This is a genomic window from Mesorhizobium sp. M0292 (genome assembly GCF_040321695.1).
Lineage (GTDB): Bacteria > Pseudomonadota > Alphaproteobacteria > Rhizobiales > Rhizobiaceae > Mesorhizobium.
Genome location: NZ_JAMYSB010000007.1, coordinates 135,882 through 158,192 on the forward strand (window position 1 = coordinate 135,882; position 22,311 = coordinate 158,192).

General features: G+C 62.7%; 23 protein-coding genes. 12 read left to right on the top strand and 11 right to left on the bottom strand.

The window, feature by feature from the left end; genetic code table 11:
- Nucleotides 1–146: 146 nt before the first annotated feature.
- Both NKI96_RS13740 and NKI96_RS13745 read left to right on the top strand, forming a co-directional pair.
- A complete protein-coding gene (locus tag NKI96_RS13740) occupies nt 147–317 on the top strand; it encodes a hypothetical protein (RefSeq protein ID WP_023819248.1) in 171 nt (56 codons plus the stop codon).
- Entirely contained in the window at nt 314–1,753 is a 1,440-nt protein-coding gene (locus tag NKI96_RS13745; RefSeq protein WP_023819247.1) for a GMC oxidoreductase, read from the top strand. The genes NKI96_RS13740 and NKI96_RS13745 overlap by 4 nt, the downstream gene beginning before the upstream one ends.
- Nucleotides 1,754–1,946: 193 nt before the next feature.
- Here the strand turns inward: NKI96_RS13745 and phhA are convergent, their stop codons facing one another.
- Complete coding sequence (phhA, locus tag NKI96_RS13750; RefSeq protein WP_023687466.1) at nt 1,947–2,783, bottom strand: phenylalanine 4-monooxygenase; 837 nt, start codon at nt 2,781–2,783, stop codon at nt 1,947–1,949.
- Between the two features lie 139 nt (nt 2,784–2,922).
- Here phhA and NKI96_RS13755 point away from each other — a divergent pair, with 139 nt between their 5' ends.
- The 3 genes from NKI96_RS13755 to NKI96_RS13765 all read left to right on the top strand — a co-directional run bounded on the left by NKI96_RS13755 (nt 2,923) and on the right by NKI96_RS13765 (nt 5,569).
- A complete protein-coding gene (locus NKI96_RS13755; RefSeq protein ID WP_023687465.1) occupies nt 2,923–3,399 on the top strand; it encodes an Lrp/AsnC family transcriptional regulator in 477 nt (158 codons plus the stop codon).
- A 111-nt stretch (nt 3,400–3,510) separates the two neighbouring features.
- Nucleotides 3,511–5,058, top strand: a complete 1,548-nt coding sequence (gene bchE, locus NKI96_RS13760) for a magnesium-protoporphyrin IX monomethyl ester anaerobic oxidative cyclase (protein WP_023744897.1) — start codon at nt 3,511–3,513, stop codon at nt 5,056–5,058.
- Nucleotides 5,059–5,170: 112 nt separating this feature from the next.
- Nucleotides 5,171–5,569, top strand: coding sequence for a RidA family protein (locus NKI96_RS13765; RefSeq protein WP_023687463.1), 399 nt, complete (start codon nt 5,171–5,173; stop codon nt 5,567–5,569).
- A gap of 41 nt (nt 5,570–5,610) precedes the next feature.
- On the opposite strand, the gene argB is transcribed toward NKI96_RS13765, so the two are convergent.
- On the bottom strand, nt 5,611–6,504 hold the full coding sequence (gene argB / locus NKI96_RS13770; RefSeq protein ID WP_013528489.1) for an acetylglutamate kinase: 894 nt from the start codon (nt 6,502–6,504) through the stop codon (nt 5,611–5,613).
- 100 nt (nt 6,505–6,604) lie between these two features.
- On the bottom strand, nt 6,605–6,763 hold the full coding sequence (locus tag NKI96_RS13775) for a hypothetical protein (protein WP_352804797.1): 159 nt from the start codon (nt 6,761–6,763) through the stop codon (nt 6,605–6,607).
- Between the two features lie 411 nt (nt 6,764–7,174).
- Between NKI96_RS13775 and NKI96_RS13780 the strand changes: the two genes are divergently transcribed.
- From NKI96_RS13780 to NKI96_RS13800, 5 genes are all read left to right on the top strand, one after another.
- Nucleotides 7,175–7,714 (top strand): sigma-70 family RNA polymerase sigma factor, encoded by a 540-nt coding sequence (locus tag NKI96_RS13780; RefSeq protein WP_023673234.1) that lies wholly within the window; start codon nt 7,175–7,177, stop codon nt 7,712–7,714.
- Nucleotides 7,711–8,433 (top strand): anti-sigma factor, encoded by a 723-nt coding sequence (locus tag NKI96_RS13785; protein ID WP_352595183.1) that lies wholly within the window; start codon nt 7,711–7,713, stop codon nt 8,431–8,433. The genes NKI96_RS13780 and NKI96_RS13785 overlap by 4 nt, the downstream gene beginning before the upstream one ends.
- 223 nt (nt 8,434–8,656) lie before the next feature.
- Nucleotides 8,657–9,214 (top strand): fasciclin domain-containing protein, encoded by a 558-nt coding sequence (locus tag NKI96_RS13790; RefSeq protein ID WP_352804800.1) that lies wholly within the window; start codon nt 8,657–8,659, stop codon nt 9,212–9,214.
- A gap of 211 nt (nt 9,215–9,425) precedes the next feature.
- Entirely contained in the window at nt 9,426–9,920 is a 495-nt protein-coding gene (gene msrB / locus NKI96_RS13795; RefSeq protein WP_031215510.1) for a peptide-methionine (R)-S-oxide reductase MsrB, read from the top strand.
- Between the two features lie 153 nt (nt 9,921–10,073).
- A complete protein-coding gene (locus NKI96_RS13800) occupies nt 10,074–11,621 on the top strand; it encodes an FAD-dependent monooxygenase (RefSeq protein WP_352804803.1) in 1,548 nt (515 codons plus the stop codon).
- A gap of 117 nt (nt 11,622–11,738) precedes the next feature.
- On the opposite strand, the gene NKI96_RS13805 is transcribed toward NKI96_RS13800, so the two are convergent.
- Both NKI96_RS13805 and NKI96_RS13810 read right to left on the bottom strand, forming a co-directional pair.
- A complete protein-coding gene (locus NKI96_RS13805; protein WP_023821735.1) occupies nt 11,739–13,340 on the bottom strand; it encodes a DHA2 family efflux MFS transporter permease subunit in 1,602 nt (533 codons plus the stop codon).
- A 21-nt stretch (nt 13,341–13,361) separates the two neighbouring features.
- Complete coding sequence (locus tag NKI96_RS13810; RefSeq protein WP_352804807.1) at nt 13,362–14,543, bottom strand: HlyD family secretion protein; 1,182 nt, start codon at nt 14,541–14,543, stop codon at nt 13,362–13,364.
- A 146-nt stretch (nt 14,544–14,689) separates the two neighbouring features.
- Here NKI96_RS13810 and NKI96_RS13815 point away from each other — a divergent pair, with 146 nt between their 5' ends.
- Nucleotides 14,690–15,433 (top strand): TetR/AcrR family transcriptional regulator, encoded by a 744-nt coding sequence (locus tag NKI96_RS13815; protein ID WP_023673241.1) that lies wholly within the window; start codon nt 14,690–14,692, stop codon nt 15,431–15,433.
- A gap of 66 nt (nt 15,434–15,499) precedes the next feature.
- Here the strand turns inward: NKI96_RS13815 and yihA are convergent, their stop codons facing one another.
- The 6 genes from yihA to rpmH all read right to left on the bottom strand — a co-directional run bounded on the left by yihA (nt 15,500) and on the right by rpmH (nt 20,358).
- A complete protein-coding gene (yihA, locus tag NKI96_RS13820; RefSeq protein ID WP_023673242.1) occupies nt 15,500–16,159 on the bottom strand; it encodes a ribosome biogenesis GTP-binding protein YihA/YsxC in 660 nt (219 codons plus the stop codon).
- Nucleotides 16,156–16,794: a CatB-related O-acetyltransferase gene (locus tag NKI96_RS13825; RefSeq protein WP_023701989.1), complete on the bottom strand. Its 639-nt coding sequence runs from the start codon at nt 16,792–16,794 to the stop codon at nt 16,156–16,158. Before NKI96_RS13825 ends, yihA begins: the two co-directional genes overlap by 4 nt.
- A 318-nt stretch (nt 16,795–17,112) precedes the next feature.
- Nucleotides 17,113–17,679: a fasciclin domain-containing protein gene (locus NKI96_RS13830; RefSeq protein WP_023673244.1), complete on the bottom strand. Its 567-nt coding sequence runs from the start codon at nt 17,677–17,679 to the stop codon at nt 17,113–17,115.
- Between the two features lie 345 nt (nt 17,680–18,024).
- Entirely contained in the window at nt 18,025–19,839 is a 1,815-nt protein-coding gene (gene yidC / locus NKI96_RS13835) for a membrane protein insertase YidC (protein ID WP_352804810.1), read from the bottom strand.
- Nucleotides 19,840–19,853: 14 nt separating this feature from the next.
- Nucleotides 19,854–20,207: a ribonuclease P protein component gene (gene rnpA / locus NKI96_RS13840; protein WP_023672264.1), complete on the bottom strand. Its 354-nt coding sequence runs from the start codon at nt 20,205–20,207 to the stop codon at nt 19,854–19,856.
- A gap of 16 nt (nt 20,208–20,223) precedes the next feature.
- Nucleotides 20,224–20,358, bottom strand: a complete 135-nt coding sequence (rpmH, locus tag NKI96_RS13845; protein ID WP_008833937.1) for a 50S ribosomal protein L34 — start codon at nt 20,356–20,358, stop codon at nt 20,224–20,226.
- 344 nt (nt 20,359–20,702) lie between these two features.
- On the opposite strand from rpmH, the gene NKI96_RS13850 reads away from it, so the two are divergent.
- A complete protein-coding gene (locus tag NKI96_RS13850; RefSeq protein ID WP_023672265.1) occupies nt 20,703–22,235 on the top strand; it encodes an ATP-binding protein in 1,533 nt (510 codons plus the stop codon).
- Nucleotides 22,236–22,311 lie beyond the last annotated feature (76 nt).

The following is a 22,311-nucleotide window of genomic DNA, read 5'->3' on the forward strand; positions in this document are numbered from 1 at the left end:
AACATTGTTTCCACGCAACTGCGCCGTTTACCGGGTTGTAACTCGTTTACAGGCAAGGCTTGGCACGGGAATGGCATGTCTGGCCGGTACGTGTGCCGTTCAGGGAACGCCATGCGTGGATCGAAGCCCCCATCCAGAGACGTGTCATGAGTTTGTTCATCAGGAAAATGTCGCGCCGCACCATCGTGCAGGCGCTGATTGCGATGCCGGCGCTACAGCTTTTTCGCAAGCTGCCTGACAGCGACCGCCCCCCGGCCGATCCCGACGAGATCGTCGTGGTCAATGGCTGGATCCTGAAGCGGAGCGACCTGGCATGATCTTCGACTGCTATGAGGCGTTTCGAGCCTCGGATTTCAAGCCCAAGGTCTGCATTCTCGGCTCCGGGCCGGCCGGCACCACCATTGCCAGAAAGCTCGGCGCCGCCGGCATTCCGGTCGTGGTGCTGGAGGCCGGCGCACGCGAATTCAGCGACGAGTCGCAGGATTTCTACCGCGGCTTCACGGTCGGCGATCAATATTTCGATCTCGACATCACCCGGCTGCGCTTCATGGGCGGGTCGTCGAACCACTGGGCCGGCTGGTGCCGCGTGCTCGACAAGCAGGACTTTGAGCCCAAGGCATGGGCGCCGGACACCGGCTGGCCAATCGCCCGGACCGACATCGAGCCCTATCTGTCCGAGGTGCACGACATACTCGAGCTTCCCGACTTCAAGCCCGATGTGCCGATTTCAGACGACATACGCTGGGTGCAGCTGATCAAGAGCCCGGCCGTGCGCTTTGGCGAGAAATTCTCCGACGAGCTCGACAAGAGCAAGAACATAGCGCTCGTGCTCAACACCTATGCCACCGAACTTGCCGGGGACGGCAAGCGAGTGACCGGCGCCAGGCTGTGGTCGAACGGCAAGGATGCCGGCGCCTTCAGCGCCGATTGTTTCATCGTCTGCGCCGGCGGGCTGGAGAATTCGCGGCTGCTTCTATGGTCGAACCAGCGCTCGAATGGCGGCGTGGTGCCGAACGCCACGGCACTTGGCCGCTACTGGATGGAGCACCCGACCTTCGAGGGCGGCAATGCCATCCTGGCCGATTACAGGGAGTTCGAGGTTGATGCCGTCAACGAGGCGTTCTTCTCGCCGACGCTCGCCGCCATGGAGCGGCTGCAGATCATGAATTTCGGCATACGCCTGATCGAGACGCCCTATGCCGGCGTCAAGAGCCTGATTGCCGACCTCGCCTGCACCGCGCCCGAGGCCGCCGAATGGGTCGCCTACCAGCTCAGCCAGAACCTGCGCTGCGCCGCCCAGCTCTACGTCGCCTGGGAACAGGCGCCGCTGGCCTCGAACCATATCGAATTGTCGAAGACCGATGTCGACCGTGCCGGCGTGCCGCGCATCGAGCTGCACTGGAAGAAGTCGCCGTTGGAGCGCCGCACCATCCTCGAGGGGCTCAAGCTGTTCGGAACGACGCTGATCGAGAAGGACCTCGGCCGCGTCCGCATCATGGACTGGCTGACCAATGGCGAGGACTACCCGACGGATGAGGAACTGGCCGGCCACCACCACATGGGCGGCACGCGCATGGGCACCGATATCACCAAGAGCGTGGTCGACGCCAACTGCAAGGTGCACGGCATGGACAATCTCTATGTCGGCGGCTCGTCGGTGTTCTGCACGTCGGGCGAATGCAACCCGACGACGACAATCACCGCACTTGCCTGCCGGCTAGGCGACCATCTGACCAAAGTAATCACGGTGTGACGAAGTCATCCACGGTGTGACGAAGTCATTACCGTCTGATGTCAAAAAAGCGAACGGCGCGACAGGATTGCTGCCGGCGCTACCCATGCCTTGGTGTCGAAACCCTCGGAAATCAGCGCCAACGAGATCTCCCTCCCCCTTGTGGGGAGGATTAAGGGTGGGGATAGGTGCCGCGCAAACCCTTCAGGATTTGCTAAACCGTCGCTGGATCCAGGGTCGGCTGCCCCTTGCGGCGGGCAACGATCGCCTTGAAATCGGCGGTCCGGAACGCATCGCGCAGCACGTCGAAGGACGGCAGCACGAAATAAGCGCGCTGGAACTTGTCGATCTCGTAACCGGTGCGCATTACCGTTTCGAGGTCGAAGGGCACGTGGTGCGCGTCCGGGCTCGCGACGGCGAACTGCAATTCGGTGAACGACGACATCAGCCCGGCGCCGAAAGCTTTCAGCTTCTGGCCCTCCTCCTGTATCAGCCCGTATTCGGCGGTGTACCAGTAGAGCCGGGTGATCATCTCGTCACCGCCCAGCGCAATCACGCTCTCGGCCTTTTCGCCATACATCTGCATGAAGTCGGCAAACACCGGCTGTGTCAGGATGGGCACATGGCCGAAGAAGTCGTGGAACATGTCGGGTTCGACGATGTAGTCGAGCTCGTCCTTGGTGCGCAGCCAGTTGGTCACCGGAAAGCGCCGGTTGGCGAGATGGTCGAAGAAGGGCGCGGCCGGGATGAGGCCAGGCACGGCGACGATTTCCCAGCCGGTCAGCTTGCGCAGCCTGTCTGAGACCGCGCCGAAATCCGGGATCTTGTCGAGCAGGCCGAGTGCGGCGACGCCATCGAGATAGGAATGGTGCGCCAGCTTCTGCGTCAGCTTGGTCTGCCGGTCGCACAGCGTGCGCCACACCGCCTGTTCGTCGGCGCTGTAATCATAGCCCTGCGCCACGGTGAAATCGGAACGGCACACTGAATAGTCGCCACGCAGGCCTTGCGCCGCGCAATCACGGGCATATTCGGCAACGCTCATCGTCGTCATGGTTCTTCTCCCCTGATCGTGACACTTGAATCTGTCCGCAGAGTCTAGCGGCGGCCGGCGAGGCAATTCAGCTTTGATGATGGCTTGGGTCCATGATTTGAGGTAAAAATCACCAAGCAGAAGCTGAAAGAGAGTGAAAATGCCTCAGTTCGACGATTTCGAGATCAAGATGCTGGATGTGCTTCAGCGCGATGGACGCAAGCCCGTGTCCGAACTGGCGCAGGAGATCGGCCTGTCGACGACGCCTTGCGCCCGCCGCTTCGAGGCGCTGCAGGAGGCCGGCATCATCAAGGGCTTTGCCGCCGTGCTCAACCGCCGCGCCGTCGGCCTGATGGTCGAGGTGTTCATCCAGGTGCGGCTCACCAGCCACAGCGACGGTTCGCCCGAAACCTTCATCGCCGCCGTGCAACGCATGGACGAAGTGTCGTCATGCTGGACGATGACCGGCGACCACGATTTCCTGCTGCACGTCATGGTGCCGTCGGTCGACGAACTCAACGCCTTCGTCATGCACCGCCTGATGCGCCTTGCCGGCGTGCGCGACGTTCACACCCAGCTGGTGCTGCAGAACATCAAGGGCCCGGGCCACGTGCCGCTCGCCCACCTCAGGCGGTAGGACACGCACCGCCATTTCTGCGGAAAAGCTGCACGCAAACTGCTGAACGGAGCCCAACTGCGAAACTGAAACGCCGGCTACGCCATGCGGACCGTCGCTCAAAGGTCCGTCATGAACATCGTGCTGATCAATCCGCCGCACACAGCCATCGGCAGCCGCGTGCCCGATGACCATCTGCCACCGCTCGGCCTGCTGGCACTGGGCGGCCCGCTTATCGACGCCGGCCATAAAGTCCGGCTGGTCGATGCCGAATTCGGGCCGATGCCGTTGGAAACTCTGGTGCGCGATGCGCTCAGCGGCCAGCCCGATTGCATCCTGATCGGCCACTCCGGCTCGACCTCGGCGCATCCCACCGCGCTCGCGATCGCCCGCATGGTCAAGGCGCTCGAGCCGGCGACGCTGGTGATCTATGGCGGCGTGTTCCCGACCTATCACTGGCGCGACATATTGGCGGCGAGCGATGTCTTCGACTTCATCGTGCGCGGCGAGGGCGAGGCAACCATCCTTGCCCTGGTCGTGGCACTGGACAATCGCCGGCCGCTGGGCGATGTCGCGGGTATCGCCTATCGCGACGATCTCGGCCGCCCCTTCGCGACGCGGCCGGCCGGGACCACTGCCAATCTGGACGAGTACCGCGTCAGCTGGGAGCTGATCGATCACCGCCGCTACAGCTATTGGGGCGGCAAGCGCGCCGTGGTCATGCAGTTTTCGCGGGGCTGCCCGCATCTGTGCAACTATTGCGGCCAGCGCGGTTTCTGGACCCGCTGGCGGCACCGCGACCCCAAAAAATTTGCGCAGGAGATTGCCTGGCTGCACCGCCAGCACGGCGTCGAACTGATCAACCTCGCCGACGAAAACCCGACCGTATCGAAGAAGGTTTGGCGCGCCTTTCTCGATGCGCTGATCGCCGAGAACGTGCCGGTGCTGATCGTCGGCTCGACCCGGGCCGACGACATCGTGCGCGATGCCGACATCCTGCACCTCTATCGCAAGGCCGGCGTCATCCGCTGGCTGCTCGGCATGGAAAACACCGACCAGCAGACGCTTCAACTGATCCGCAAGGGCGGCAGCACCTCATCCGACCGCGAGGCGATCCGGCTGCTCCGCCAGCATGGCATACTGTCCATGGCGACCTGGGTGGCGGGGTTCGAGGATGAGACCTTTCGCGATCTGTGGCGCGGCTTTCGCCAGCTGCTTGCCTACGACCCCGACCAGATCCAGGCGCTCTATGTCACGCCGCACCGCTGGACGCCGTTCTTCCGCATCGCCAAGGACCGCAAGGTGATCCAGACGGATGCCCGGCTGTGGGACTACAAGCACCAGGTGCTGCAGATGACCCGGCTGAAACCGTGGATGCTGTTCTTCTCGGTCAAGCTGATCGAGGTCGCGGTGCAGTCGCGGCCGAAGGCGCTGGCGCGCATTCTCTTCCACCCCGATCCCGAACAGCGCCATTCGATGCGCTGGTACACCCAAATGGGCCGCCGCGTGTGGTTCCGCGAGGTCTGGGGTTTCCTGGCCCGCGACCGCCGCCTCAAGGATGGTCCGACGCTGGCTGAGTTCTGGGGCGCTCCGCAGGATGCCGATGAGGAATCCATGCTCGTCATGCGCCCGTCGCGCAAGCCGGCCGAAGCGGCTGTCGCGATCTCGGCCGGCACCTGACCGGCTCGCTGCCATTCATAGATACGTACCGTATGCGTATTGACATACGCAGCGTATGTACCCACCTCATGCATACGGGACGTATGTGAGTGCCCCGGACAATGGAGTGAAAATGACCAAACGTGACGCGATCTTTCCTGCCGGCAGGCAGGCTCTCTACGAGATCAATCGCTATTCTGCTGCAATCCGATCGGGCGATCTTTTGTTTGTCTCGGGCCAGGTCGGCAGCCGCGAGGACGGGTCGCCCGAACCTGTCTTCGAAAAGCAGGTCCAGCTTGCCTTCGACAATCTCGCGGCAGTGCTGAAAGCAGCGGGCGCCACGTTCGACGATATAGTCGACGTGACCACCTTCCACACCGATCCGGCAACGCAATGGCCCGTGATCGATGCCGTTCGGCTGAAGGTGTTCGGTGAACCGCCCTACACCAATTGGACGGCGGTCGGCGTCAACTGGTTAGCCGGCTTCGACTTCGAGATAAAGGTCATCGCGCGCCTGCCCCAGCCTGCCTAAGGGCTGCCAGCCGACCAACTGGCCGCCAAGCCAGTTGCCGATCAGGGCACGATTAGCGTGCCGGCGCCGTGTTCGGTGAACAGTTCCAGAAGCACCGCATGCGGCGTCTTGCCGTTGAGGATGACGACGCCTTCGACGCCGCGCTCGATCGCCTCGATGCAGGTCTCGACTTTGGGGATCATGCCGCCCGACACCGTGCCGTCCTTGATCAGCGCCTTGGCTTCGGCCACCGTCAGCTCGTCGATCAGCTTCTTGTTCTTGTCGAGCACGCCGGGCACGTCGGTCAGGAACAAAAGGCGCGTCGCCTGGCAGGCGCCGGCGATGGCGCCGGCGAAGGTGTCGGCATTGATGTTGTAGGTATGGCCATCGCGGCCGGGCGCCACCGGCGCCAGCACCGGGATCATTTCGGAGCGCGCCAGCAGGTCGAGCAGGGTGCGGTCGACTTCGACCGGTTCGCCGACGAAACCGAGATCGAGCACACGCTCGATGTTGGAATCCGGGTCGATCATGGTCTTGCGCGCCTTTTCGGCGAACACCATGTTGCCGTCCTTGCCGCACAGGCCGATCGCCCATTCGCCCTCGGCGTTGATCAGCGCGACGATCTCCTTGTTGATCGAACCGGCCAGCACCATCTCGACGATTTCGACCGTCTTCTGATCCGTGACGCGCAGTCCGCCTTCGAACTTGGATTCGATGCCCATCTTGGCCAGCATGGCGCCGATCTGCGGCCCGCCGCCATGGACGACGATCGGGTTGACGCCGGACTGCTTCAGCAGCGCGATGTCACGGGCGAAAGCCTTGCCGAGCTCGATATCGCCCATGGCATGACCGCCATATTTCACCACCACCGTCTTGTGCTCGTAGCGCTGCATATAGGGCAGGGCCCGCGAGAGCAGGGCGGCCTGCATTTCGGCGGTGGCGGTGATCTCCGTCATCGGCATGGTTCCCTGGATGTGGGTAAGGACGGCGGCGTCTTAGCGGGAATTGGCCCAGGCCGCAAACAGCTTTGCTATCACGATGATGAAATCTGCCGGATCAGGCCGGCACCTTGAGCGGCGCCCGCCGCGTCAGCCACCCGGAAATCTTCTCCATGTGCGCGGCGAGCGACAAAACCGTCTGCTCGTCGCCGGGGCGGCCGACGCCCTGGATGTCGAGCGGCAGGCCATTCTGGATCGCCGGCCAGTGGTGAACCACAGGCTCTTGTCCATCAATCGCCCAAACAGGGATCTGATCTCCAAGGCACGGGTCAGATGCAATTTTTCGAGCAGGTTTCGATGAGCTCGTCGGCCCCCTTCGGGTCCATGGCGCGCAGGCAAGCGGCGGATGCGCAATGATCGGGTTGCCTCGGCGCGCGCGATCGCAGCATCGACAACGTCCGGCGGCGAGATCTCGCCTCTGTGCAACAGCTCTGCCAAGCCGGTCGCATCGTTCTCCCACAGCATCCGTTCGGCCGACATTGCTGTTCCCCTATCTGCGGGAGGCTAACGACAGCCGATTTCCTTGGCAACCGACCGGCGATTACTGGCGATCGGGCGCGGACATCGATTGCGTGGACAACAACATTTCTGCCTTTGCAAATAAATTGTGATCGCTTAGCTTGTCCGTATGACGCCGCAGGATATCTCCACCCTGATTGTCCGGACCTCGATGAAGGATCGGACTGCGTTCGATCTGCTTTACCGGCAAACCAGTGCGAAACTTTTCGGCGTGTGCCTTCGTGTATTGAAGGATCGCGGAGATGCGGAAGAAGCGCTGCAAGAGGTCTTCGTCAAAGTGTGGACGAAGGCGGATCGTTTCGCTGTTTCTGATCTCAGCCCAATCTCCTGGCTGGTGGCCATAGCACGCAATCATGCGATTGATCGCATCCGGTCGCGACGCAAGCCTGCTGCCGATATCGATGCCGCGCTCGACGTGGCTGACCCCGGTCCCGGGCCAGAGGCTATGGTTGTTGCGGGCGGTGAATCCGAGCGCATCTATCAGTGCCTTGAAGAGTTGGAACAAGACCGGGCGCAAGCCGTTCGGGGTGCGTATTTGAACGGCGAAAGTTACGCCGAGCTCGCGGAACGTCACAAGGTTCCGCTCAACACGATGCGGACATGGCTGCGCCGCAGCCTGTTGAAACTTAGAGAATGTCTGGAAAGATGACCCTGGCAGAAGAAAATGGACCGGAACGTGGAGGCGACGACCTGCTCGCAGCCGAATACGTTCTCGGCGTGCTGCCGGCGGATGAGCGCCAGATAGCCTCCGGACGCATCGACGCGGAGACCGGCTTTGCCCGTCTCGTCGATTCCTGGGAAGTGAACCTCTCGCCGATCGCTGCCGCTTATGCTGAGGTAGAGCCGCCGGCCACGGTCAAGCCGACTATCGATCGCCGGCTGTTCTCCTCCACCGCGGCGTCGATGACGGCGCCGAGCGGCAGTCTCTGGTCCAGCCTTGCCTTCTGGCGCGGCCTCACCGCAGCGGCTCTCGCGGCCTTGGTGCTCTATGTCGCCGTGCCTTACGTCAGGTCGCCGGTCGTCGTGCCACAGGAGCGCCTCGTCGCCTCGCTGGCCGCCGAAGGCAGCGATGTCAAATACCTCGTCGTCTACGACGCATCCCGCCGCGATGTCGGCCTGTCGCTGGTTTCGGGCGAACGCGCCGCCGGCAAGGACTTCGAACTGTGGATGATCGAAGGCAAGAATGCGCCGGTCTCGATGGGCGTCATTCCCGCCGGCCAGGTCACGCACATTCCGGTTACCCCGGCAGTGCAGCAGAAGCTGGCGCAAGGCGCCGTGCTCGCCGTCAGCGTCGAGCCGACGGGCGGTTCGACGACCGGACAGCCGACCGGACCGGTCGTTGCCGCGGGCGACCTGAAGGGCATCTGATAGATCGTAAAACCATGACGTGATAATGAAGGCAGCGGAAGTAGATCTTCCGCTGTTTTCGTTTTGGATACGCTGCTGGAGATTAGAGATTCGATCTCCGGAGATAATTCGCCGACAAAATAAAGGATAAATTTTTCCCGGCGCGCGGAAACTCAGGCAGTTCTATTCCGTATCTCCTCATGTTCCCGAAAGAGGAACAATAACCCCGAGGAGTTCGAACACTATGCGTAGAATCGCCACCCTTTTGCTCGCCGGTACCATTGCCGTCTCCGCCCTCGCAACAATCGCCTATGCCGAGAATCCGATGGTTGGCGGCGCCGCCATGTACGCCAACAAGAACATCGTCGAGAACGCCGTCAATTCGAAGGATCACACGACACTGGTCGCCGCCGCCAAGGCTGCCGGCCTGGTCGAGACACTGCAGGGCGCCGGCCCGTTCACCGTGTTCGCGCCGACCAATGAGGCGTTCGCCGCGCTTCCGGCTGGCACGGTCGAGTCGCTGCTCAAGCCCGAGAACAAGGACAAGCTCACCAAGATCCTGACCTGCCATGTCATCGGCGCCAAGGCGATGGGCGCCGATGTCGCCTCGATGGCCAAGGCCGATGGCGGCACCCACAAGGTCAAGACGGTCGGCGGCTGCGAGCTGTCGCTCAAGGCCGATGGCGGCAAGGTCACCGTAGCCGACGAGAACGGCAATGTCGCCAATGTCACGATCGCCGATGTCGAGCAGTCGAACGGCGTCATCCACGTCATCGACAAGGTCCTGCTGCCGAAGATGTAACAAAGCCCCTGCCGCCGACGAACAGGCGGTAAGCTCCTGCAGATTGCGCGGCCCCGCCCCCGTGGGCCGAGCAAACGACCGAGCGCTCCATCCCGTCCGCAACAAGCGCGGAGCCGGTGTGGAGCGTTCGTTTGCAGGACAACCGTCACCGGCTTTTGATTTTCCAGTGGCGGCCAAATTTGGCAAAACAACCCGCAGGAGGATTTCTGTCATGAACCGTCGAGATTTGCTTTTGAGCGGCGCCGCCATCGCTGCCGTGGCCGGCGCGGCGGCAACGTTGCGCATGGGCGGGCCCGCTAAGGCTGCCGAAACCTTCGAGGTCACCAAGACCGACGCCGAATGGCACGCCATCCTGTCCGACGAAGCCTTCAACGTGCTGCGCAAGGAAGGCACCGAGTATCCCGGCACCAGCCCGCTGCTGAACGAGCATCGCAAGGGCATTTTCGCCTGCGCCGGTTGCGACCTGCCGGTCTACCCCTCAGACACCAAGTTCGAGTCCGGCACCGGCTGGCCGAGCTTCTGGCAGGAGATTGCCAACGCCGTCGGCAAGACCGAGGACCGTTCGCTGGGCATGACCCGCACCGAGGTCCATTGCCGCCGCTGCGGCGGTCATCTCGGCCATGTCTTCGATGACGGTCCCGCACCCACCGGCCTGCGCCATTGCATCAACGGCGTTGCGCTCAGCTTCAAGCCGGCCACTGCCTGACCGTTCGGCGTCTTTTAGCGGGGTGGGGGATTTGGAGCCGGTGTGACGACCGCCTCGTATCTCCTGAAATGGGGCGAAAACAGTCAACTTCAAGAATTGGCAGACGGCTTTTTATGCGTAGATTCCGCAGCCCTAACGAGAGGGCCAGAACCTATGCAACCAACCAAAGCACGGGCTCGCGACGGCGAGCCCAAATCGACCGCCAAATCGACCGACGGTGTTGATGCGGACCGGCCGCGAATATCCCATTCCGTGGTGATCGCCGGCGGCGGCCCGACCGGGTTGATGCTGGCCGGCGAGCTTTCCCTGGCCGGCATCGATGTGGCCATCGTCGAGCGGCGCGAGAACCAGGACCTCGCCGGCGCGCGCTCGGGCGGCCTGCATTCGCGCACCATCGAGATCTTCGACCAGTGCGGCATTGCCGATCGGTTCCTGTCGCAAGGCCAGACCGCACAGGTCGCAGGCTTCGCCGGCGTTTCGCTTGATATCAGCGACTTCCCCACCCGCCACAATTACGGGCTGGCGCTGTGGCAAAAGCACATAGAGCGCATCCTTGCCTGCTGGGTCGATGAACTTGGCGTCACGGTCTACCGTGGCCGCGAGGTGACAGGCTTCGTGCAGGATGCAGGCGGCGTCGATGTCGCGCTGACAGATGGCGGGTCGCTTCGTGCCGATTATCTTGTCGGCTGCGACGGCGGCAGAAGCCTCGTGCGCAAGGCGGGGGGCATCGAGTTCCCCGGTTCCGAGCCGACAACCAGCAATTTGATCGCCGAGATCGAGGTAACAGAAGAGCCGCAATGGGGTATCCACCGCGATGCCATCGGAATTCACGGCCTCAGCAGACTGGAAGACGGTACGGTACGGGTGCTGGTGACCGAGCGCGAGGTCGGGGCTGGCGGCGAGCCAACTTTGCGCGATCTCAGCGAGGCGCTCATTGCCGTCTACGGCACCGATTATGGCGTCCACAATCCAACATCGCTGGCCCGCTTCACCGACATGACCCGGCAGGCAGCCGCATACCGCAAGCGGCGGGTGCTGCTGGCAGGCGACGCCGCGCACGTGCATCCACCGGACGGTGGACAGGGGCTGCAGACCGGCGTGCAGGATGCGGTCAATCTGGGCTGGAAACTTGCCCAGGTGGTCAGGAAAACTGCGCCCGAAAGCCTGCTCGACAGCTACCAGGCAGAGCGCCACCCGATTGCCGCGCGTGTGATGAAAAACACCATGGCGTCGGTCGTGCTCCGTCGCGAAGACGAGCGCACCAAGGCGCTGCGCGATACAGTGTCGGAACTTCTCGGCATGGAAGAACCGCGCAAGTGTTTTGCCGGCATGTTGTCCGGCCTGGACATCCACTACGATCTTGGCGAGGGGCATCCGCTGCTGGGGCGTCGCATGCCGGATCTCGACCTCGTCACCTCTGCCGGTCCGCTGCCGGTTTTCGCCCTGCTGCATGACGCTCGGCCGCTGCTGCTTAATCTTGGTGAGCCCGGCGCTTTTGGTATCGGCCAGTGGGTGGAGCGGATTCAGCTGGTCGACGCCAGCTACGATGGCGCATGGGAGCTTCCGGTGCTGGGGGCAGTCGAAGCCCCACGCGCAGTGCTGGTCCGGCCTGACGGTTATGTGGCCTGGGTCGGCGGCCCTGAAGCAGCCGGGCTAACCGACTCGCTGACCAAATGGTTTGGGCCGCCTGCCGCAGCATAGCGCGCCGGGTGTTCGACCAAGGAGCTTGACAACGATCGATGCTTAAGCGTGACCCCGGAAATCGGGGGTGATTTCCGGGGTCACACATGAGGGCGCCAGGCGGGGGATCCGGCGCGCTCAATGGCCTCCGCCACCGCTGCCCGCGGGCGGCGCCGGCTTGGCGATGACCAGGGTGAAGACCGCCATGGTCGCGAACAGCACGGTCAGCATGGTGAACACATCCATGAACGACAGCAGCGACGCCTGCTGCTGGACCATGCCCGACAGTTTGGAGATCGCCGCCTTGGTGGCGTCGAGGCCGGGAGTCTGGTGGAAGTCGAGCGTCATGTTCTGCAGCTTGGCCTGCGCCGCCGCACTGCCCCATTCCACATGCTCGGCCAGCCTGGCGTAGTGGAAGGCGCTGCGATCGATCAGCACGGTGTTGATGACGGCAAGGCCGACCGCACCGCCGAGGTTGCGGGTCAGGTTGAACAGGCCCGACGCGTTCTTCAGCCGGTCCGGCGGCAAGGTGCCGAGCGCAATGTTGTTGATCGGCACCATGCACAGCATCATCGAGCTGCCGCGCAGGATCTGCGGGATCAGCAATTCCCAGAAATCCCAGTCGGCGGTCAGATGCGTCATCCACCATGTGCCGGCAGCGAAACCGAACAGCCCGATCATCATCATGATGCGCAAATCCATCTTGCTCGACAGGATGCCGGAAATCGGCGCAGTGACGAACATCGCCAGGCCGCTGACGAACAGGGCTTCGCCGATCATCAAGGAATCGTAGCCGCGGATGCGTCCGAGGAACACCGGGTAGAGATAGGTCAGACCGTACAGGCCGATGCCGATGACGAAGGAGAACAGCGAACCGAAGGCGAAATTGACGTTGGTGAAGGCCCTGAGATCGACGATAGGCTCCTCGGCGGTAAAGGCACGCCAGAAGAACAGCGCCGCACCGACAACCATGATGATGGCGCAGATGAACACGGCCTGTTCCTGCAGCCAGTCATGGTTCGGACCTTCCTCGAGCACATATTCCATGCAGCCGAGAAACGCCGCCATGCCGGCAAGGCCCCACCAGTCGAACTTGCTGAAAAGGCCGAGATTGGGCTTGTCAAAATCGATCAGGGTCCAGGTCGTAACCGTCACCAGAATGCCTGGAATGACATTGATGAGGAACAGCCAGTGCCACGACATGGCATGGCTGATATAGCCGCCGACGGTCGGGCCGATGGTCGGCGCCAGCGTCGCCACTAGGCCGATCATCGGCGACACCATGGCGCGGCGCGACGGCGGGAAGATGGTGAAGGCGGCGGCGAAAACGCTCGGGATCATGCCGCCGCCGATAAAGCCCTGGATGGCTCGGTAGACGATCATCTGGTCGATGTTGGTGGCGGTCGCGGCCAGCGCGCTGGCCGCCGTGAAGCCGGCCGCGGCGCCTGCAAACAGCACGCGCGTCGACAGCATCCGGCTGAGGAAGCCCGACAGCGGGATCATCACCACTTCGGCGATCAGATAGGCGGTCTGCACCCATGGGATTTCATCGGAACTGGCGCTGAGGCCGGCCTGGATCTCGGCCAGCGAGGCTGAGACGATCTGGATGTCGAGGATCGCCATGAACATGCCGAACACCATCGCCAGGAAGGCGATGAGGCGGCGCGTCGAGATGGTCGTCGGCACCGCCGGCATGGCAGGCGCCGGCGCCGCTCCTGCTGTTATGGTTGCGGTTGCCATGGTATTGCTCCCGGCTTTCGCTCAGTTCGCCGCGGCCGGAGCCGTGCGGCTGTCGACGGCGACGACGACGCTCAGGCCGGCGCGCAGCCTGCCTGCCTTCAGCACATCGGCCGGCACGTCGATGCGAACCGGGATGCGCTGCACCACCTTGGTGAAGTTGCCGGTGGCATTTTCCGGCGGCAGCAGCGAGAACACCGCACCCGAAGCCGGCGCCAGCGACGACACCGTGCCTTCGAAATCATGGCCGTCCGTGGCGTCGACCGAGACCCGCACCTTCTCGCCGGGCACCAGCTTGGCCAGCTGCGTCTCCTTGAAGTTGGCAACGATGTAGAGCTTGTCCAGCGGCACCACGACGGCGAGCTTCTGGCCGGGGCTGACGAGGTCGCCCTGCTCGACCGAGCGGTTGCCGACGACGCCGTCATAAGGCGCCTTGAGCACGGTGAAGGACAGATCGCGCGCGGCCTTGTCGCGGTTCAGCCGCAGCGAAGCCAGCGTGCTGGCCGATTCGGCGCGCTGCGCTTCGAACACGCCGATATTGGCCTGTGCGGCTGCAATCTGCGCGTCGGCGCCGACGAGGGCTGCATTGGCCTGGTCGAGAGCGGTCTGGGCATCGTCCAGTTGCGCCTGTGTGCCGACATGCGTCTTGACCAGTTGCGCGGCGCGCTGCTGGGCGCGAGCGGCGTTGTCGGCTGCCGCCTGGTCGGCGACCTTCTGCGCCTGCGCCTGTTGCAGCGAAGCTTGCGCCGCCTTCGTCTGCGCGTCGATACGGTCGAGCGTCTTGGCCAGCGTGGCGATCTGCGCCTCCGCCTGGGCAACGGCTATTCTGTAGTCGCCGTCGTCGATCGTCAGCAGCGGATCGCCGGCCTTGACCTGCTGGTTCTCCGAGACCTTGACTTGATCGACATAGCCGGAAATCTTCGGCGAGACGAACGACATGTCGGCCTGGACATAGGCGTCGTCGGTCGAGATCAGGAACCGGCCGTCCGTCCAGTAATTATAGCCATACCAGGCGCCGGCGCTGAGCAGAGCGAGGCCGATGATCGGCAGCATGAACGAGCGAGCCTCCCGCTTCTTCTTGGCCGGCACCTCGGCCAAAACTTCGGCGGCAGGCTTGATGGGCGCTTCCGGCGCTTCGATAGCCGGCGAGACCTTGGCGTTGGGAAAGGGGCGGACTTCGGCGGTGGTTGGCGTGTTCGAGGACATGATATCTCGCTACCGTAGCTACATAAGGAAAATGTGTTATACTGAACCGTTCGGTTCGATGCGAACGTTGACATAGCGCTAAAGCAGGCCCATATCAAGAGCAATCGAACCGCTCGGTTCGAATTATTTCGCGAGGTGTGACTTTAATGGCCGACACGTTACCCGACGTCGAAAATGATCGGTGCGATGTGCTGGATAGTGCGCGTCGCGGCCGCCCGGCGGCGGGCCAGGATCCGGTCAAGCGCAGCCAGATCATTGAGGGCGCGCGGCGCGTGTTCATCGACAAGGGCTTCGAAGCGGCGTCGATGAACGACATTACCCGCGAGGCCGGCGTCTCCAAGGGCACGATCTATGTCTACTTCGCCAACAAGGAAGAGCTGTTCGAGGCGCTGATCGAGGAAGAGCGCGGCACCATCTTCAAGAACATGTACGACATGCTCGACCGCGCCGACGATCTGCGCCAGACGCTGGTGAAATTCGGCAAGGTGCTGTCGATGAAGATCACCTCGGCCAAGGTCATCCAGGCGCAACGCACCGTGATCGGCGCCTCCGACAGGATACCGGACATGGGCGCGCGGTTTTACGAACGTGGCCCCAAACGCGGCCACGACAAGGTGGTCAAGTTCCTCAATGCAGCCATCGAACGCGGCCTGCTCAAGATCGATGATGTCGATCTTGCCGCCTATCAATTCACCGAACTGTGCCTCGCCGGCCTGTTTCGCCAGTGCATCTTCGCCTACCGCACCACGGCGCCGAGCCAGGATGAAATCGACCACATCGTGCGGTCGGGCGTCAGCCTGTTCCTGAAGTCCTACGGCACCGAAAAGCTTGCCGAGGAAGAAAGCCATCAGATGATCGCGCTCGAGGCGAAGTCCAAGGCAAAGGCCTAGTTAGCCAAAGGTCTTTTTTCGCAACTCCGGACGGAAAACCGCTTCACACTTTTCCCGGAGTTGCTTTTAACCGCCATTGGCCGCCAGCACGATAGCCGCGCGCAGTTCGTCCAGACCCTCGCCCTTTTCCGACGACGTGGCGAGCACGAACGGAAACGCCGCCGGCCGCTTCTTGATCTTCAGTAATGTCTCTTCGATCAGCTGCGGCACGCCGGCGGCCTTGATCTTGTCGGTCTTGGTCAGCACGATCTGGTAGGACACCGCCGCCTTGTCGAGCAGCGACAGCACTTCGTCGTCCTTGGCTTTGATGCCATGGCGGGAATCGATCAGCACATAGACCCGCTTCAGCGTCACGCGGCCCTTGAGATAGTCGAAGACCAGCTTGGTCCAATCGTCCACCTTTTCCTTCGGCGCGCTGGCATAGCCGTAGCCCGGCATGTCGACCAGCGCCATTGGCGGCAGGTCGGTGCCTTCGCCGGAAAACCCGCCCGGCACGAAATAGTTGAGCTCCTGCGTGCGCCCCGGCGTGTTGGAGGTGCGCGCCAGCCCGTTATGGCCGACGAGCGCATTGATCAGCGACGACTTGCCGACATTGGAGCGGCCGGCAAAGGCGATCTCAGGCGGCCCCTCCGGCGGCAGGAACTTCATCGCCGGCACGCCGCGGATGAAGATCCACCCCTTGGTGAACAGGTCGGTGCCGATGACGGTGTTGCCCAGCGCGTTCAAATTGCTGCCTCCAGCCTGGAAATATCGGCGCCCCGGATGGCGTTGAGGTTGCGGCCGATCTTGTCCACCGGCCAATTCCACCACGCCACAGCCAGCAACCGCCGCACCGTCCTGTCGTCGAAACGCATCTTCACCACCTTTGCTGCATTGCCGGCGACGATCGCATAGGCCGGCACGTCATGCGTCACCACCGATTTCGCCGCCACGATGGCGCCATTGCCGACCGACACGCCGGGCATGATCACCGCATCCATGCCGATCCATACATCATTGCCGACCACCGTGTCGCCGCGCAGTTCCTGTGACCACGTCTTCGGGTCGAAGCCTTGCTCCCAGCCATGACCGAAAATGTTGAACGGATAGGTGGAAAAGCCGGACATGGCATGGTTGGCGCCGTTCATGATGAAGCGCGCGCCCTCCGCGATGGCGCAGAACTTGCCGATGATCAGCTTGTCGCCGATGAAGGGATAATGATGCAGCACGCATCGCTCGGCGAATTTGTCCGGTCCGTCAGGATCGTCATAGTAGGTGAACTCGCCGATCTCGATATTCGGCGCGGTGACCAGGGGCTTGAGGAAGCCGACGCGGGTGTGCATCGGGATCGGGTGTTTGATGTCTGGGTTGGGTCCGTCCATGGCGAGATCCGTCGAGAGTGGCGCAAATTAAAGCCGCCATTCTAGATGGCGTGATCCGCCCTATAGCACCAATCGCCCGATGAGCGAGCCCTGCTGGGCTTCGATGTTCACTTGGTGCCGCGGCAGATCACGATCAGGTCGACCGCAGCGCAGTCGCCTAAGGCGCCCTGAAACGAAAAACGGGGCCCTGCGAAGGACAAGCAGGACCCCGGTGGTGTCGAAGACGGCTTCAAAAGAATGGCACCTCGCCGTGAGGTGGGGAAGGCAGACCGAGAAAGCCCGTCGCAGCCCGCCGTCATTCGCCGTTGCCTAAAACCGTTACTTCGGCAACAGCACCTTGTTGACGACGTGGATGACGCCGTTCGACTGGTTGACGTCGGCGACCGTTACCTTGGCGGCGCCGCCGGATTCGTCGACGATATAAAGCGCGCCTTTTTTTACCTCGGCGATCAGCGTGTCGCCGCTGACGGTCTTCATTTCATACTTGCCACCCATCGCCTTGGCCTTGGTCATCATATCCTTGGCGGAGATCTTGCCGGCCACGACATGGGCGGTCAGGATCTTGGTCAGCTTGTCCTTATTTTCGGGCTTCACCAGCGTGGCGACGGTGCCGGCCGGCAGTTTCTTAAAGGCGGAATCGGTCGGCGCAAACACCGTGAAGGGTCCCGCGCTTTCCAGCGTGTCGACCAGGCCGGCGGCCTTGACGGCGGCAACCAGCGTCTTGTGGATCGGCGAGTTGAGGGCGTTCTCGACGATGTTCTTCGAGGTCAGCATCGCAGCGCCGCCAACGGCGGGATTGGCGAGCGTATAGGCCGTCGTAGCTGCGAGGCCCGATAGAGCCAGGCCGGCGGAAAAGCAGAATGCCTTGAGGATGGACTTTGCCATTGGAGAACCCTTCTGGTGCGACAATTGTTGATTCGATTGTCGGGAAGAGTTACGCGGCGATTGCGGGAAAGTTTCGGTGCAGAGTAAAAAACGATAATGATAACAAATACTTAAAGGCGAATGCCCATTCCACGCGCCGCATCCCCGCGATGGACATGACGGGGTCACGGATCAAAAACAGCGGTCTTCGGATTAGAGCTGATCGGTGTTGATCGGCCTTGGCGGTACAAGCAGCAGCCACGCCGGTTGCACGCCGCAAGTTTCGCGCCTCACGGGAACGTGATGCGCGCCTCGTCCAAAAAAACCCCGGACGAGCCGGGGCTTTGATTGCCGGAATAGCGCCTTCTATTCAGCCGGCGAGGGTTTCTTTCGGAACAATGCCGTCAGATTGTCCCACAATTCGATCTTGGCGCCCTGGCGCTTCATGATCACGCCCTGCTGCAGGATCGACAGCGTGTTGTTCCAGGCCCAGTAGATGACGAGGCCGGCCGGGAAGCTGCCCATCATGAAGGTGAAGATCACCGGCATCCAGGTGAAGATCTGCGCCTGCGTCGGATCCGGCGGCGTCGGGTTCATGCGCATCTGCAGGAACATGGTGATGCCCATGACCACCGCCCAGGCGCCCATATGCGGCAGGAATGCCGGTGGCGCGAAGGGCAGCAGGCCGAACAGGTTGAAGACCGAGGTCGGATCGGGCGCGGCCAAATCCTGGATCCAGCCGAAGAACGGCGCGTGCCGCATCTCGATGGTGATGTAGAGCACCTTGTAGAGCGAGAAGAACACCGGGATCTGCAGCGCCACCGGCCAGCAGCCGGCGAGCGGATTGATCTTCTCGGTCTTGTACAGCTCCATCATCGCCTGTTGCTGCTTCATCTTGTCGTCCGCGTATTTCTCGCGGATCTCGAGCATCTTGGGCTGCACCTTCTTCATGTTCGCCATCGACGCATAGGATTTGTTGGCGAGCGGGAAGAAGAGGGTTTTGACGACGACCGTGGTGGCAAGGATGGCCAGGCCGAAATTGCCGAAGAATTTGTACAGCGTGTCGATCAGGTAGAACATCGGCTTGGTGATCCAGATGAACCACCCCCAATCGATCAGCCGGTCGAACAGCCTGATCTGCCGGTCCTGGGCGTAGGCGTTGATCTTGTTGACTTCCTTGGCGCCGGCGAAGATCTCGGTCTCCACCGTCGCCGACTGGCCGGCGGCAATGGTGATCGGGTCGGTGAGGAAGTCCGACTGGTAGCGCGGGCGGCCATTGTCGTAATAGGCATAGTGCGGCTGGAAGGGCTGCTTCTCGGTCGGCACCAGGGTGACCGCCCAGTATTTGTCGGTGATGCCAAGCCAGCCATCGGTCGATTTGCTCGGCGCATACAGCTTGTTCTTCTCGATGTCGGCGTATTTGTGCTCCTGCAGGCCTTCCGTGCCGGTGACGCCGATCAGGCCTTCATGCAGCACATAGGAGCTGGCAATGGCTGGCTTGTCGAAACGGATGACGCGGCCGTAATTGGACAGCGTGACCGGGGCCGAGCCTGAATTCTGCACCGCATCGGAAACGGTGAACATGTAGTCGCCGTCGACGGAGATCGTGCGCTTGAAGGTCAGGCCCTTGTCGTTGGTGAAGGTCAGCGTCACTGGCGTCGCCGGCGTCAGAGTCGCATTGCCGTCGACGCTCCAGACCGTTTCCGGGCCCGGCACCGTGCCGGTCGTGTCGCTGCCGACAAAGCCGATCTCGGCATAATAGCCGGTGGGCAGCGCCTGCGGATTGAGCAGCTGGATCTGCGGCGATGTCTTGTCGACCGTCTCGGTATAGTGCTTGAGCTTGAGGTCGTCGAGGCGGGCGCCGGTGAGGTTGATCGAGCCCGACAGGCTCGGCGTGTCGATGTTGACGCGGGCCGTCTTGGCCACTTCCTGCGCGCGGCCTTCCGGCGTCGTAACATAGGTGCCGGGCGCGTTTGGAATGGCGCCGGGCGCTGCGGGCGCCGGCGTGCCGCCGGGGTTGGCGGCCTCGGCCGCCTTCTTCTGCTCCGCCGCCCGCTGCTCTTCGATGCGGGCCGCCTCGCGCTGCTGTTCGCTGCGCGGCAGCACATAGAAATATTGCCACAGCCCGAGGATCAGCACCGACAAGACGATGGTGATGTAGAAGTTCCGGTTGTTTTCCATCGAAAGCCCTTGGCCTATCGTGTTCCGCTGAGACGGCGGGAGAGTTCGGCCTTCAACTGGCCGAACGGAATGGTGAGCACGTCTTCACGCCCGACGATGACATAGTCATTGCCGGGCGCCATGTCACTTGCGGCATGGGTGCGCACGGCTTCTTTCAGCCGCCGCCTGACGCGGTTGCGGACAACCGCATTGCCGACCTTCTTGGTGACGGTGAAGCCGACGCGCGGCGGCAGGCCGTCATTGCGGTCGAGAACTTCGACGAGAAAAAGCCGCCCGCGCCGCTTTTCACCGCGGCGGACGGCCAGGAATTCCGCACGTTTCAGAAGCCGCTTGGGGTTTGGTCCCACTGGCTTGCCGGTTGCGGGCAACGATCTCGTCTTCCGTTCAGGCGCTGAGCCGCTTGCGGCCGCGGTTGCGGCGAGCTGCGACGACGCCGCGACCACCCTTGGTGGCCATGCGAGCACGGAAACCGTGCCGGCGTTTGCGGACGAGTTTGGACGGTTGGTAGGTACGCTTCATTTGTTTTAATACCGCGGGGTGCGGCCCTTCTTGATTCTGTCACTGTGTAACAGGAGCTTTGCCGGGCCGGCATTGGCGCGATCGAAACCGCGCCGGGACGAATGGCCCGAGCGTGAGCGGCTTATAGAAAGAAGGGTTTTGGGAGTCAATCCAGCGCGAACGCCAGTTCGTCGCAGCGCGAACTGCCAGTTCGTCACGGCGCGACACCCCGTTCGTCGCGGCGCGAACACCCAGTTCGAGGCTATTTTTATTGCTGGCGCCATCGTCCAACGAAGGATGAAATTGGCAAAAAAGCCGCAATCACCTAATCTCAACCGATCAAGCGTTTGTGAAGACAGGCCTTAATGAGCGAAGTTGCATCAGCGGATGAAGGGAGCGGCCCGGCGACAGCCGATGCCAGCCCGGCGACCGTTCGCCCGGTTGCGAGCCGTTCGGTGCCCAATCGTTCAGTGCCCTTGGCGCGCGGCCTGTCGACCAAGCTGCTCTTGCTCACCATTGTCTTCGTGCTCCTGGCCGAAGTCCTCATTTTCCTGCCCTGGATCGCCAGCTACCGCCTGGCCTGGCTGAAGGAGAGGCTAAGCACCGCTGCCGCGGTGTCGATCGTGCTGGTGCAGGGTGAGCCCAATTCGCTCTCCCGCGCCGCCCAGAACGACGTGCTGATGGCAATCGGCGCCAAGGCGATCGCGGTGCGCGACGGCGGCGTATCGCGCCTGCTGGTGGTGGCCGAGATGCCGCCGCAGGTCGACGAGCACATCGACATCGCCAATGTCGGCATGATCAAGGGCATGACCGGGGCGCTGGATACGCTGTTCTTCGGCGGCAAGCGCATGCTGCGGGTGTTCGGCCCGGTCGGCGACAGCGACAAGGAATTCGAGCTGATCATGCCCGACTATTCCCTCCGCAACGCCATGCTGCGCTATTCGCGCAACGTCGCCTTCGTCTCGCTGCTGATCTCGCTGTTCACCGCAATGCTGGTCTATGCCGCGATCGACCTGATCATGATCGGCCCGATCCGCACCATGACGCGCTCGATGCTGTCCTTCTCCGAGGCGCCCGACGATCCAGGGCGCATCATCCACCCGGCCGCCCGTGCCGACGAGATCGGCGTTGCCGAGCGCGAACTGTCGCAGATGCAGGAACGGCTGCAAAAGATGCTGTCGGAGCAGAAGCATCTTGCCGATCTTGGCCTCGCCGTCTCCAAGATCAACCATGACATGCGCAACATCCTGGCCTCGGCGCAGCTGATGTCGGACCGCCTGCGCCTGGTCAAGGACCCGACGGTGCAGGCCTTCGCGCCAAAGCTGTTGCGCGCGCTCGACCGCGCCGTCTCCTATTCCGAAGGTGTGCTCCACTATGGTCGCACGCAGGAGCCGGCGCCCTCACGCCGCCGCTTGCGGCTGCGCCAGCTGGTCGACGACGTCCACGGCCTGCTCGACATCGAGGACGGCATCGAATTCGTCAATGCCGTCGAGCTCGCCTTCGAGGTCGATGCCGATTCCGACCAGCTGTTTCGCGTGCTCACCAATCTCTGTCGCAACGCGGTCCAGGCGATGGCGGCCGACGCCGAGAGCGCGCTGGTGCGCCGGCTCGCCGTATCGGCCGAGCGCATAGGCAGCGTAAGCCGCATCATTGTCACCGACACCGGTCCCGGCCTGCCGGCGAAGGCTCGAGAAAACCTGTTCGCGGCGTTTCGCGGCTCGGCCCGCAGCGGCGGCACCGGCCTTGGCCTGGCCATCGCGCACGAACTGATCCGCGCCCATGGCGGCACGGTGGAGCTGGTCGAATCGATCGGCGGCCGCACCACCTTCGCCGTCACCATCCCCGACCAGCCGGTCCGCCTCGACCAGGCCCGCAACGGCCTGCGCCGCCCTGCCTGAGCTGTATTTGATATTCAGCCGAAGCCGGACTGAGCTGAATCTCAGCACCCCTTGATCGGCACCGTCGAAAGCAGCT